Annotated in this window: 11 protein-coding genes and 1 pseudogene; 3 read left to right on the top strand and 9 right to left on the bottom strand. The window is 50.0% G+C overall.

Annotated features, from left to right (window positions below; all coding sequences use genetic code 11):
• Nucleotides 1–97: 97 nt before the first annotated feature.
• The 4 genes and pseudogenes from NYE54_RS11325 to NYE54_RS11310 all read right to left on the bottom strand — a co-directional run bounded on the left by NYE54_RS11325 (nt 98) and on the right by NYE54_RS11310 (nt 3,665).
• On the bottom strand, nt 98–1,024 hold the full coding sequence (locus NYE54_RS11325) for a COX15/CtaA family protein (protein WP_339272020.1): 927 nt from the start codon (nt 1,022–1,024) through the stop codon (nt 98–100).
• Nucleotides 1,025–1,327: 303 nt separating this feature from the next.
• Nucleotides 1,328–1,528, bottom strand: a pseudogene (locus NYE54_RS11320) (NAD(P)-binding protein); the annotation flags it as partial.
• A gap of 63 nt (nt 1,529–1,591) precedes the next feature.
• Nucleotides 1,592–1,906 (bottom strand): metalloregulator ArsR/SmtB family transcription factor, encoded by a 315-nt coding sequence (locus tag NYE54_RS11315; RefSeq protein WP_076320745.1) that lies wholly within the window; start codon nt 1,904–1,906, stop codon nt 1,592–1,594.
• Between the two features lie 208 nt (nt 1,907–2,114).
• Nucleotides 2,115–3,665 carry a sensor domain-containing diguanylate cyclase gene (locus tag NYE54_RS11310; protein ID WP_339272019.1) on the bottom strand — a complete coding sequence of 517 codons (1,551 nt, stop codon included), beginning with the start codon at nt 3,663–3,665 and terminating at the stop codon, nt 2,115–2,117.
• Nucleotides 3,666–3,944: 279 nt separating this feature from the next.
• Between NYE54_RS11310 and NYE54_RS11305 the strand changes: the two genes are divergently transcribed.
• Complete coding sequence (locus NYE54_RS11305; protein ID WP_339272018.1) at nt 3,945–4,565, top strand: putative glycolipid-binding domain-containing protein; 621 nt, start codon at nt 3,945–3,947, stop codon at nt 4,563–4,565.
• Between the two features lie 202 nt (nt 4,566–4,767).
• Here NYE54_RS11305 and NYE54_RS11300 read toward each other — a convergent pair whose 3' ends face one another.
• Nucleotides 4,768–6,069, bottom strand: coding sequence for an NCS2 family permease (locus NYE54_RS11300; RefSeq protein WP_076320743.1), 1,302 nt, complete (start codon nt 6,067–6,069; stop codon nt 4,768–4,770).
• A 181-nt stretch (nt 6,070–6,250) separates the two neighbouring features.
• Here NYE54_RS11300 and NYE54_RS11295 point away from each other — a divergent pair, with 181 nt between their 5' ends.
• Nucleotides 6,251–6,958 (top strand): SOS response-associated peptidase, encoded by a 708-nt coding sequence (locus NYE54_RS11295; RefSeq protein WP_339272017.1) that lies wholly within the window; start codon nt 6,251–6,253, stop codon nt 6,956–6,958.
• A gap of 158 nt (nt 6,959–7,116) precedes the next feature.
• On the opposite strand, the gene NYE54_RS11290 is transcribed toward NYE54_RS11295, so the two are convergent.
• From NYE54_RS11290 to NYE54_RS11275, 4 genes are all read right to left on the bottom strand, one after another.
• Entirely contained in the window at nt 7,117–7,404 is a 288-nt protein-coding gene (locus NYE54_RS11290) for a stage VI sporulation protein F (RefSeq protein ID WP_215164004.1), read from the bottom strand.
• Nucleotides 7,405–7,490: 86 nt separating this feature from the next.
• Nucleotides 7,491–9,542 carry an ATP-dependent DNA helicase RecG gene (recG, locus tag NYE54_RS11285; RefSeq protein ID WP_339272016.1) on the bottom strand — a complete coding sequence of 684 codons (2,052 nt, stop codon included), beginning with the start codon at nt 9,540–9,542 and terminating at the stop codon, nt 7,491–7,493.
• Nucleotides 9,543–9,556: 14 nt separating this feature from the next.
• Nucleotides 9,557–10,414, bottom strand: coding sequence for a DegV family protein (locus tag NYE54_RS11280; protein WP_339272015.1), 858 nt, complete (start codon nt 10,412–10,414; stop codon nt 9,557–9,559).
• A gap of 49 nt (nt 10,415–10,463) precedes the next feature.
• On the bottom strand, nt 10,464–12,242 hold the full coding sequence (locus NYE54_RS11275) for a DAK2 domain-containing protein (RefSeq protein ID WP_339272014.1): 1,779 nt from the start codon (nt 12,240–12,242) through the stop codon (nt 10,464–10,466).
• Nucleotides 12,243–12,608: 366 nt separating this feature from the next.
• Between NYE54_RS11275 and rpmB the strand changes: the two genes are divergently transcribed.
• Nucleotides 12,609–12,797, top strand: a complete 189-nt coding sequence (gene rpmB, locus NYE54_RS11270) for a 50S ribosomal protein L28 (protein ID WP_006209230.1) — start codon at nt 12,609–12,611, stop codon at nt 12,795–12,797.
• The last annotated feature ends 219 nt before the right edge of the window (nt 12,798–13,016 follow it).

Below are 13,016 nucleotides of genomic sequence, written 5' to 3'. Positions count from 1 at the left end.
TTGGTGTCACCAGCCGTTCGTTCACTAAATATGCAGGCCAAGTTCAAGATTCTGTAACAAATTTCACATACAAATTCAGAATTTTCGTCTTTAGGTCTCATCTTCTCTTCCATGTACGAATCCCAAAAACCGCGAGCATGCTGAAGAGCAAGGTCGCTAACACATTGTGAACAAGACTTGCAAAAATAAAAATATGATGATTGTTCATGGCAAGCGTCAGCCACGCCCCGCTTAAAATTTGTGCTAGCACTACGAGATTAAGACCGATTACCAGCGTTGTCAGACCTGTTGAACGCACCCTTGTCTCATAATTTTTTACAGCTAAGAGCAGAAGAATCAGCAATATGAGTAAAACCGCAGCGGCGACCCGATGAAGAAAGACAATGCCAGAAGCCCCGCCCAGATACGGTATGACCTGGCCATTGCATAGCGGCCAGCCCATACAGCCAGCCTCCGACTCCGTATGCCGGATATAGGCACCGAGGTATACCACTCCGCAGCTATACAGCCAGATTCCCCAGCCCAAGAAGCGGATAGATCGCGGAACCGTAACGTTAGTACGATAATCCTGTGCTCCATGGAGTCCACGCATCCATACCACGAGCAGCATACTGCTGGCCACCGCAAACAAGGAGATTCCAAAATGAAGCGCCATGACCGCCGGCTGCTGCGGCCACATGACAGCCGCGGCCCCCATTAGAGCTTGAATCACGGTGAACAATAAGGTACCGCCAGCATAATAACTCGCCTCCCTATGGCCCCGGTAATGTTTCCGGATCACGATATAAGTGGCAAGCACCAGAATTCCGACCACGCCGGTTATCATCCGGTGCGAATATTCAATCATGGATTCCAGTGTATAAGCCGGGATGAATTTCCCGTTGCAAAGCGGCCAATCATCGCCACACCCAAGGCCGGAACCGGTCTTAGTTACAAGCGCCCCAGCCAGCAATACTAAGAACATACCGATAAATGAGGACCATACCAGCAAACGGTGCTTTAAGGATACTACGAACAATATCATCCACCTCTTGTGTCTGAATTTAATGTTGGAACAGGTTCAAGGTTCAAGACCTATCCCATTGCACAGGATAAAGAATTACACATGATCCGTGACCCTCCATTAGAGCTCAGTTTCCGACCATCCGCTTCACGTTGTTGACAAAAAAAGAACGCCCCGGTTAAGGGCGTTCTTGGTATATTGGGATGCAGGTTTTCGATATCTTCTTAAAGATTCTTTTATGGTTCGGACCCCGGCATAATGTTATCGTATTATTCGCCGGTTTCAGCGAATCGTTGAATGCGCTCGCCGATTTGATCACGAACGCGCTTCAAATAGAATGAATTGTTGCCCTCTTTCGGCCAAATGAGCTGCTGCTGCCAAGCCAATGGGTCCACCACCGATAATCGTGACTGGATGGGTGCCGTTATACCGATCATACTCTTCCTTCACTTTATCCTCAGCAATTGTCGGCACTTGGGGTGTACAGCAGGAAGTTGAAGCCACTTTAAATTCAATGTTTTTCATACATAAGCCCTCTAATAGAAACATTTATAATCATCAACTTTTCTTGATGCATTAGTTAAAAAATTATGTTTTTGAATTCGGATAAAAAACGCAGCACAGCTTCTCGGATAACAGTCCCTTAACCTCTTCATCGTTAAGCTCATAATAGTTCCATTTTCCGATTCGTTCCATCAATATAATATTTGCATCCAGCAACATTTTTAGATGATAAGACAGTTTCGATTGAGGAAGATCCAGCAAGGCGGTGAGGTCACATACACACACTTTCCCTCGCTGGTTCAATTCATAGATGATTCTTAAGCGATTCTTATCGGATAACGCTTTAAATTTCTGTTCATACAGGCTTAATACGTCATCTTGTATAATAGAGACCCTCATGTTGTCACCACAACTTTCCATCAAATTATTTTGATGTGTTGATTGTAGCAAGCCATCATTGACACGTCAAGCATCAATGATGCGGCCCATTGGTCGGCTGGGCTTCCTTCAACCCTTATTCACATGATGACCCCTGAATGAATTCAGGAGTCATCTTATCGGCAGCTTCATCCAACAGGGATCTTTGCCATACCAATGCCTTATACTATTACGCCGATATCTCTGCCGCAATCGTCCGGTTACGGCCTTCGGCCTTCGCCTGGTATAACGCCATATCCGCTGCCAGGAATACACCTTCGCGGCTTTTGCCATGTTCAGGATATAAGGATATGCCGATCGATACGGTAAGTGTTAGGGAGTACGGGGTTTTGGACATCAGAATCGCGTTGCGTATCCGCTCAGCCATTTGGTAGGCTTCATCCATACGATGCTTGCGAAGAAGAATGACAAACTCCTCCCCGCCAAAACGGGAGCAGACTGCACCCTCAGGAACACAATCGCTCATGACCACTGCTACCAGTTTCAGGACTTGGTCGCCGGTTTGGTGGCCATATGTATCGTTAACGTTCTTAAAATGGTCGATGTCCAGCATTAAAACAGCATACGGATCCCCAAGCATATCCCACGAGTCAAGGCAGCGTTCCAGTTCTCTGCGATTGGTCAGCCCTGTCAATGGATCCGTGCTGGCTTCCTGCTGTAACGAATAGGCCTGTTTGGCAAGCGTTTCGGCAGCCGCCCCCATAATCTGGTTCAATTGATCAGCTTCCCGATTCCAATGCGGCTGGAATTCCTCGGGAGACACCGTTTGGCCAGCTGCTACCGCTTTTGTTAATTTATACAGCTGGGTAAATGGAGCGGCAATTCTTGCAGCCATATATGCGGCAATGACGAGCATGATCACGATCGGAAAAAGCATACTTCTCAGCTGGTCCTGCAAGTTGCGATTGACATCGGCCAGAATGGAACTAACCGATGTCTGCATGACAATCCCCCAGCCATTCATCGAGACACTGGCGTACCCTGTTAAGTAATCTTCACCTTGCGTATTCATGACACGTTTCATACCGCTCTCGCCGCTCATAAGCCGCTGCACCACGACATTAGAGCTTACGTCCTCCCCTACCCGGCTTTTATCCAGATGATAGAGCAGCTTCCCGCCGGAATCAACGATATACGAGTATGAGTCTTCGATATTCCCCGCGCCGCTTCCGAAAATCCGATGCAATATATTGTTTTCTTCCAGGTAGATCGTGCCGGCAATCATCCCGTGATACTTGCCGGAGCTGTCAAAAATCGGCTCACTCGCAAGAACAATCCAGCGGCCGGTAGGGCTTCTATACGGTGCCGATATGTAGGACTTTCTCTCCTTTAGCGCCTCCGTGGTCCCCACTGTTTTTAATCGGGCCGGATTCAAATTGTTTCCCACAGGAGAAACCACGCGAATGGTACCCGTTTGATCGGCCCAAAATACGGAGTTGAAGTAAGGGCTGCTCTGAAGCATAAGATCAAAAATGACCTGCAACTCCCTCTCATCGGATGTCGCACTAGCCTCAATTGCCGGGTTGTTGGCAGAGGCGCGAAGACTTTGGCGCATCCCTGAGAAAAGCGCTTCAATGGTAACCGCCATTTTTTGTGCGGAGGATAAATTAAGCGACATGGTATTGTTGTATAGGGATCGTTTCTCATTTTTATACTGAATGTAGATCATAATGGACATCGTCATGAGAATGGATAAGGAAACCAGCGCAGGCATGAGCATGGCTAGACTTATTTTGATGCGTTGTTTAGGTATGTTTATGACCGCTGCACCCCTACTCTTGATGAAAAATACTGCCGGATTAGTATATGATCTTTACATATTACTTCACAAACGATTTTGCGTCCATATATGGAATAAGCATCTTGTGTGGAAGTCCCCGATTTATCTTCGGTTATCACACACGGTATTTATCGCTTTATAACAAACATATGTTCGTTATATAATATAGAGGTGTAGCATCTATTCATACTCTTGTTTGACAAAGGACGTGATCTCACTTTGAACGACCATATCCATGCTGAAGCAGACATGCAGCCCCTGGGACAAAAGACCACAAGCTCGTCCCAGCTTCTGGAATCGCTGTTATGGAACAGGCATGATCTTCCCTCTCTGGAACATGGCCGGCTCTATCGGCATCATGACGGATTTACGCTCACCGGAACGGTCGTAGCCAGCCTGGAAGGTCGGCAGCTCCACTGCTCCTATGAGGTTGAAACCACCAGCAGCTGGCAGACCCGGAGGGTAAAGATTAAGCTCACAAGCGGCACGGAGGAACGGTCCCTTCACCTGGAGCGGGATGACGACGGCTGCTGGTGGAGCGGCGATACCGAGCTCACGGCATTTGCCGGAATGAACGACATTGATCTCGGGATTACCCCATCCACCAACACGCTGCCGATCCGGCGCTTGAAGCTGGAGCCTGGGGAGAGTGCGTCCATGACGGCAGTCTGGATTCAGTTCCCGAGCCTAACCATCGCCCCGCTTCCCCAACAATACACGCGTACGGGCGAGTACACCTACCGTTATGAGAGTAACCATGGGGCCTATCAAGCGGATCTGGAGGTTGACGAGCACGGCCTCGTCACGAGGTACGCGGACGTATGGAGCCGAACTCGCTAAGCTCTGTGCATCTGCACGGCCATAAGAAGGCATGTCCCTTTTAACCGGACGAGAATTAACAACCAGGAGCCGTTGCAGCATTTTCTCGATCCGTCACAAACAATGTTCAAGCTCATACGAGGGTTTATCGGCATGCCAAAAATCCCCTGCCGGGTCTGCTTAGACCTTGGCAGGGGATTGTCATGCTTCTAATGCTCCTGAATCAATGCGGGACAAAGACAAGCTGCAGTACGAACAGCACAGCAAAAATATACATCAGCGGGTGAACCGCCTTCCACTTGCCCTTCACGATTTTCATCAGCGGATATGAGATAAAACCGAGCGCGATCCCAGTCGCGATGCTGGACGTAAGCGGCATGGTCAAGATCACGAGAAACGCGGGGAACGCTTCATCAAAATCATTCCACCGGATGTGCTGAACGTTGCTTAGCATCAGGCAACCCACTACGATGAGCGAAGGTGCGGTGATGGCGGATAATCCGGAAACCGCGCCGATCAGCGGGCTGAAGAAGGCAGCAACCACAAACAATGCAGCAACGACGACCGCCGTTAATCCTGTCCGACCGCCTGCGCCAACACCGGCTGCAGATTCAACATAAGCGGTGGTCGGGCTTGTACCGACCATAGATCCGGCCACAGTTGCCACCGAATCGGAGAACATGGCACGATCCGCACGAGGCAGCTTGTTATCCTTCATAAGCCCCGCCTGTTCTGCCACACCAACTACCGTACCTGTGGTATCAAACAGTGTCACCAGGAGGAACGAAAACACAACGGCATAGAGTCCATGACTGATCACATCCGAGGCAGCGGTAATCGGGTTCCATACCAGAATGCCTTCCGGCAGCGTTGGAAGCGACATAATCCCGTTCGTAAAAGACAGCATATCGGCAAAATAAGCGATAATCCCGGTAATAATCATTCCGATAAACAAGGCACCCTTCACATCGCGCGACAGCAGCACAAGCGTAACCGCAAGTCCTACCAAGGCGAGCACAACTGATGGCTGGTGCAGATCACCGAGCGCTACCAGATTGTCCGGATGCGCTGTAATGATGCCGCTCATCCGCAATCCGATAAAAGCAATAAACAAGCCGATTCCGACCGTGATCGCATGCTTCAAATTGGCCGGGATCATCTCAATCAGCCTGCGCCGCAGGGAAGTCATCGATAATACCAGAAACAGAATACCGGCTATAAAAACGGCTGAGAAAGCTTCAATATACCCAAGTCCGGCATGTCCCTGAACGACGGAATAGGTGAAGTAGGCATTCAAGCCCATCCCCGGTGCTACAGCGATCGGATAACGGGCTACGAGCCCCATCAGCAGTGTACCAATCACAGCGGCAATAATAGTAGCCGTGAAGCTCTGCTCAAAAGGCACACCCGCTTGCGATAGAATCAGCGGATTCACAACAGTCACATACGCCATCGTGAAAAACGTCGTGGCCCCGGCAACAACTTCTGTCTTAACCGAGGTCCCGTTAGCTTTTAAATCAAACACAAAAAATCCTCCATTCATGATGCTTGGCCTGGCTATACGCTAGGCCCTTTTGGTTAGTTACGTTATATTTGATATACTCAAACACAAATGTACTAGCAATTTATTTCTGAACTCGATAAAAGTCTTAATTAGACGCTATATTCAAATCTTAGCGACAGCAAATGACAGGAGGCTTGAAACGATGTGCGGACGCTTTACACTCACGGTCACTTGGGAAGAACTGATGACCAGGTATCTCATCGATCCCGAATCGGTCTCTCCCTTTCATATTCCCCGGTACAACATCGCGCCTACGCAGATGGTCACGGCTATTATCAACGACGGCAGCACCAATCGGATCGGTCAGCTGCAATGGGGGCTTGTCCCATCCTGGGCCAAGGATGCCTCGGCCGGAGCCAAAATGATCAATGCGCGTAGTGAAACGCTGGAAGCCAAGCCTGCCTATAGGATGCCCTTTTATCGGAAAAGATGCCTAATTCCTGCAGACGGTTTTTACGAATGGCAAAAAAACGGCAATGGCAAGCAGCCCTTTCGCATCAGCTTGAAGAACGGCGAAATATTCAGCATGGCAGGTCTGTATGATACCTGGATTACCCCAAGCGGAGATAAGCTTAGCACCTGCACCGTCATTACAACCGAACCCAATCAACTCATGGCGCCGATCCATAACCGGATGCCGGTCATTCTGAGACCCGAAGACGAAGCGTTATGGCTTGAACGGCAGACGTCTTCCCATACCCATGAAGGTAGCCCCTCCCTCCTGCAATCCCTCAAAGAGCTTCTAAGGCCTTACCCCGAGGAGGACATGCAAGCCATTGCGGTTAGCACAACCGTAAATTCCGTTAAAAATGACACGGAAGATTGCATCCGTTCTATTACAGGCAGCTAAATCCGTTGACCACAAACTAAGGGATTCCTTTTACGGGAGTCCGCCAGGAATGTTGCATCCTTTGCATACGCGAAATCAAAAGCCCCTGCTCATAAGGAGAAAACACTCCCGAGAGGGGCTTCTTCTATGCAAAGTAATTCCTTGATGTCATCCAATTGTTATCGAAACATCCCCCACAGCTTGATCAAATGGAAGGTGTTGTTCGGATCGATGCGCTGTGCAAGCACAAACTGAACCATTTGCTGCTCCTGCGTGGAGCTCAGCTTTTCATTCAAGATGCCGCTGGCCGTCCGGATCATTTGATGCACTTTTGCGCTATTTTGAAGATCTGCCTTGGTTAAACCCTGAGTCAGCCCTTTGATTCTTTCCTTGACTGCCGGGTTTTTCATTTTTTGCTTGATTCGTTCTACCAGCTGCGGACTAATCCCGTACTGCTGATAACTCAATGTTGAAGCACCTCCAGTCATAAATGCTGCTACCTTTTTTGAGTATATGACGAAGGTCTGTCCATTGTGCTAACAGATTCATGTTATTAGTCCATGATATCGCCCTGGAAGATCTTCTCCTGCTGAAGAAAGTCGCGCAATGGCTCATATTCAGGAGACGTCCAGAAGGAACTGTCGCTGACAAGGGACGCTGCATCGCCCCTAGCCTCTTCCACTACTTTGAAGTCGGCGACCATATCGGCCAGCCGGAACTCCGGCAGTCCGCTCTGCTTCGTACCGAAAAAGTCGCCCGGGCCCCGAAGCTCCAAATCCCTCCGGGATACCTCGAAGCCGTCCTCGGTTTCGGTCATCACCTGCATCCGTTCCTGGCCCACTTCCGATTTCGGATCGGCCACAAGAACACAGTAGGATGCATGCTGCCCACGGCCTACGCGGCCCCGAAGCTGGTGCAGCTGGGACAGACCGAAGCGATCGGCGTCCATAATGATCATCAACGTGGCATTCGGCACATCGACGCCAACCTCAACGACCGTCGTGGAAATCAGCAGCTGGACCTCATTGCTGTAGAATTGGCGCATAACCTCATCCTTCTCGGCAGGCGTCATACGGCCGTGCAGCAGACCCACAGCATACGTAGGAAAGGCCTGCTGCATCTGAACATGCAGATCAATCGCATTCTGAACGTCCAGCTTGTCCGATTCTTCAATCAGAGGAGCAATCAGATATGCCTGACGTCCTTGATTTACTTCCCGGGAAATAAATCCGAGCACACGGTCCATGAGTTCATGTTTGACCCAATAGGTCGTAATGGGAATACGGCCTTTCGGACGCTCCGACAGCGTGGATACATCCATATCCCCGAAGGCGGTAATGGCCAGCGTCCGTGGAATCGGCGTCGCCGTCATCGTTAGCACATCCGGGTTGTAGCCTTTACGGCGGAGTACGCTTCGCTGATTCACGCCAAAACGGTGCTGTTCATCCGTCACGACGAGTCCCAGCTCCCGGAAGTATACATCATCCTGAATGAGAGCATGGGTGCCCACGACAACGTCCGTCAACCCCATCTGTAAGGAAGCCAGCAGGTCTTTGCGCTTCTTACCCGTGACACTGCCTGTCAACAGGCCAACGGTAATGCCAAAGGGCTCAAACAGCTTCTGCAGCGAACGCATATGCTGTTCGGCGAGAATCTCTGTCGGCACCATCAAGGCCCCTTGAAAGCCTGAGCGCACTGTTGTAAACAGAGCGACGGCGGCAACAATCGTTTTTCCCGAGCCGACATCCCCTTGAAGCAAACGGTTCATGCAGTAAGGGGAGCGCATATCATGCAAAATCTCCAGCTCCACCTTCTTCTGCGCATCCGTGAGCTCAAAAGGGAAGCTGCGCACGAACTCCCGGATCGTTGCATTGTCAGCCGTATGTACAACACCGTCCATTCGACTCCGGTTCAGCGCCCGGAACGCCTGCATTTTCAACTGGAACAAGAAGAGCTCCTCATACACCATCCGGCGCCGCCCTTCCTGACCTTCCCGGGAGTCGACAGGCTGATGGATCGTCATGATTGCCGCTTTACGGGGCATCAGATCATATTTCCTGAGCAGGGATTGCGGCAAAATCTCGGGGATCATCTCCCCGTATTGCTCCAATGCCTGCCCCATTGTTTTTCGGATCCACGATTGCGTGATCTTACCGCCGATGGAATACACCGGCTGCAGCGTCCCGCTGCGGAAGGCTCCCTTATCCGGGAATTCGGATTCGGACACCGTAAGCTGCATTCTGCGCTGATCCCACTTGCCTGTCAGCACAATCTCCCGGCCAGCCGTAAGCTGGTCCTTCAGAAAATGCCGGTTAAACCAGGTCGCAGTGAACATCCAGTTTTCGGCCAGCATTTTGCAGGTGAGACGGGATTTACGCCCATAGCGCTGCAGTACCGGTACGCTGGCTATCTTGGCTTGAATGGTGATTTTGTCCCCGTCCTTGACTTCACTTAGGGAACGGAGCCGGTAATCCTCATACCGGAAGGGGTAATACTCCAAAAGATCCTTGACCGTAGAGACGCCAAAGGCGTGAAGCTCCCCCTCTTTCAGGGCGCTCACGCCGTTGATCTGTCTGACGGATATTTGATCGAGTTTGAGACTCATATCATCTACCTCACTTAAGCAGGCCATATATATGCTGCAATGGTTCCCGGTCCAACGTGCGTACCGACAACCGGACCGATCTCGGAAAATACCGTTTCCTCAATCGTAAACACAGCGGACAGCTGCTGCAGAAAATCCTCAACCTGAGCAGGGTCAGCTGTATGACCCACAGCCACTTTAATATTTTTCACACCGGATAGATCCTGTTGAAACAGTTCAATGATTTTCGCTGTCGCTTTCTTGCGACCGCGGACCTTGTCTACCGGAAATATGATTCCTTCGCCATCAATGGACAAGATCGGCTTAATGTTAAGCAGCGTGCCCAGCACAGCCGAAGCCTTACCGATCCGTCCGCCCTTCTGCAAATATTCCAGCGTGTCTACCAGGAAGTAGAGACGGCGCTTGGAACGGAGCTCTTCGAGTGACGAAATAATATCAGAAACAGAGGCTCCTTCTTGTGCGAGCTTCGCTGCATGGACCACGAATAATCCGAAACCATAGGAGGCCGATTTGGAATCCCACACGGTAATATCCGCTTCTCCTTCGATGATAGAGGTGGCAAGCAATGCGGACTGATACGTCCCGCTCATGCCGGATGAGATGTGAATCGACACAATGGAGCAGCCTGGGTGCTGTTCCAAGATGGACTCATACGCAGCTGCAAAATCTGCGGGTGAAGGCTGAGAGGTCGTCGGAAGCTGTGGCGACTCAACCAGCTTTTTGTAGAACTCTCTCGGCGTGATTTCGACTCCGTCCAAATACGAAGCTTCCCCGAACATGAGTTTCAGCGGCACAATATGAATGTTGTGTTGCTTCGCCAGGTCTGCCGGAATATCCGCTGTGCTGTCTGTCACAATAACGGTCTTATTCACCGGAACCCCTCCTATAAATGTACCTTGCATAATATCAAAGCGTTCTATATCAAGACTCCACGGAGAACAGATAAGAATAGATCGGCTGTCCGCCGTAGTGTACCTCAACCTCTGCGTTAGGGTACTGCTCACCAAGCCACTCGGTGAGTGTGTTGGTCGATTCCTCGGTTGCGTCCGCGCCGGTAAGCAGAGTCACGATTTCATCCCCGGATTCCAGCATTTTACTCAGCAAATCCCGGGAGGTCGTAATCAGATCCGCATTTGCTGCAACGATGTTGGAATTGCGAATACCGATGAACTGGCCAGCCTTGATCTCGAGATCATCGATCGTTGTGTCCCGAACGGCATAGGTTACCTGCCCCGATTGCACACGAGTGATCGCATTCAGCATATTGTCGGTATTCGTATCCGCATTCTCGTCTTCCTCGAAAGCAAATGCTGCCGCGATCCCCTGCGGAATCGTCTTGCTCGGAATAACCGTTACGCTGCGCTCGCCTTCGAGAAGCTCTCTCGCCTGCTGGGCAGCCAGCACGATGTTGGAGTTATTCGGCAGGATGTAAATCTGCTGTGCCGAGATCGAAGTAATCGCATTAACAAAATCCTCGGTGCTCGGGTTCATTGTCTGTCCTCCGGAGAGAACGACGTCAACGCCCAGGCTTTTGAATATATCGGAGATGCCTTCCCCTGACGATACCGCAATGAAACCGTACGGTGCGATCTCGTCTGCCGGAGGAACAGCCGGAGCTTCCGGTGTAACGGTCTCTGCCGGAATATCCGCAAATAACTCGGGCATCGGTGCGATATCCATTCCCGTTGTCAGCAAATCACGGTGCTGCTCGCGCATATTCAATATATGAATCTGAGTGATCTCTCCATACATTAGCGCCAAATTCATCACCTCGCCCGGAGCCTTGGAATGCACATGAACTTTGATGGTCTCGTCATCGGCGATGACAATGATGGAATCACCATTCACTGCAAGCGCTTTCCGGAACTTATCTTCATCAAAGTCTGCGTTCGTTCCTTCTCCGAGCTGCCGATTAATAAAGAATTCCATGTCATATAAAAATTCAATATCCTCTGTGGACAGTCTGGACTGGGCAGAAGCCGGAGCTTGAACCGCCGAGAAGTCAGGGACTGCTTGAAAGGCCGGTGCCGTGTTGCTCTGTTCAGCTTGTCCTCCGGCAATAGCAAACGATCCGGGCGGAGCGTCTTTTCTCAGCACCTGCAAGAAACCTTCATAAATGTAAACCAGGCCCTGGCCACCCGAGTCCACGACGCCAACCTGCTTCAGAACAGGGAGCATATCCGGCGTCTGGGACAGTGTTTCTTTGGCTTTGGCCAACACCTGCTCCATCAATTCCACGATATCGTTGTTGCGGCGGGAGAAATAGACCGCATGCTTGGCCGCTTCTTTAGCTACGGTAAGGATGGTACCTTCAACAGGCTTCACGACAGCTTTATACGCAGCTTCTACGCCTGTCTGCAGTGCTGCGGCGAATTGATGAGAATTTAGTTCTGTATAAGGTGCAGCATATCGGCTGAAACCACGGAACAGCTGGGACAGAATAACCCCCGAGTTCCCTCTGGCTCCCATCAGAAGCCCCTTGGACAGCACACCGGCACTATGCCCGACGGACTCCGAGTACTTACTCTTCAGTTCTGCCACACCTGCAGTCATCGTCAAATTCATGTTGGTCCCCGTGTCGCCGTCCGGCACCGGGAATACATTCAGGGAATTGACGTGTTCTGCATGCTGCTGCAGCTGCTCCGCTCCGGCTAGGACCATCGCGGTAAATTCTGTTCCATTCAAAGAACGCTTACTCAATGAGAATTCCCCTTCCTGGCTTGATACCCATAACACTTCTTGTTGTAAATTTCATATCTATTTCATAGCTTATAGCTGACGAAATGCCCAAGCAGTAAATAAAAGACTTACCATGATTAATGGATCATAAATCTATGATGGGCTATCCTCTCGTCCTCTACGCTTTCCGGCGGTTCCCAAGCCTTCTGAGAGCCATGCCGACAAGCCCACGAACTATTTCTTCGGAAATATTATGGACTAATCAACATTGTACTATAATGGCAAAGAGAAATAAATGTTTTTAAGACAGTTGACGGAGCAATTTTTACTGTGATATTATATTTAAGTATTGTTTCATGCAGGGTTAGGAACAAGGAGGTGTAATAAATGGCTCGCAAATGTTATGTAACTGGCAAGAAACCAAGCAGTGGTAACCATGTTTCTCACGCTAACAATCACAACAAGCGTTCTTGGGGTGTCAACGTTCAAAAGGTTCGCATTTTGGTGGATGGCAAGCCAAAACGTGTATACGTCAGCACTCGCGCTTTGAAATCCGGTAAAGTGACTCGCGTATAATCATCTTGTGTTATATGAAGAAAAACTTCTTAATCTCCAGGCACCATTTGTGGGCGATCCGGGACAAGGAAGTTTTTCTTGCGTTTAGATACATATTCTCCTTCTAAACAAAAAGCACCCTAAGCAGATAGCAGGTGCTTTTTTTATTTAGATATAAGAAAAATGAAAGAGCAAAACTTCCGCTTTCTTATATCGCAAGAAAAACTTCCGGTCGAACGC

The organism is Paenibacillus sp. FSL K6-1330 (genome assembly GCF_037976825.1).
Lineage (GTDB): Bacteria > Bacillota > Bacilli > Paenibacillales > Paenibacillaceae > Paenibacillus_AQ.
This window is presented reverse-complemented; position numbering and strand designations above follow the sequence as displayed.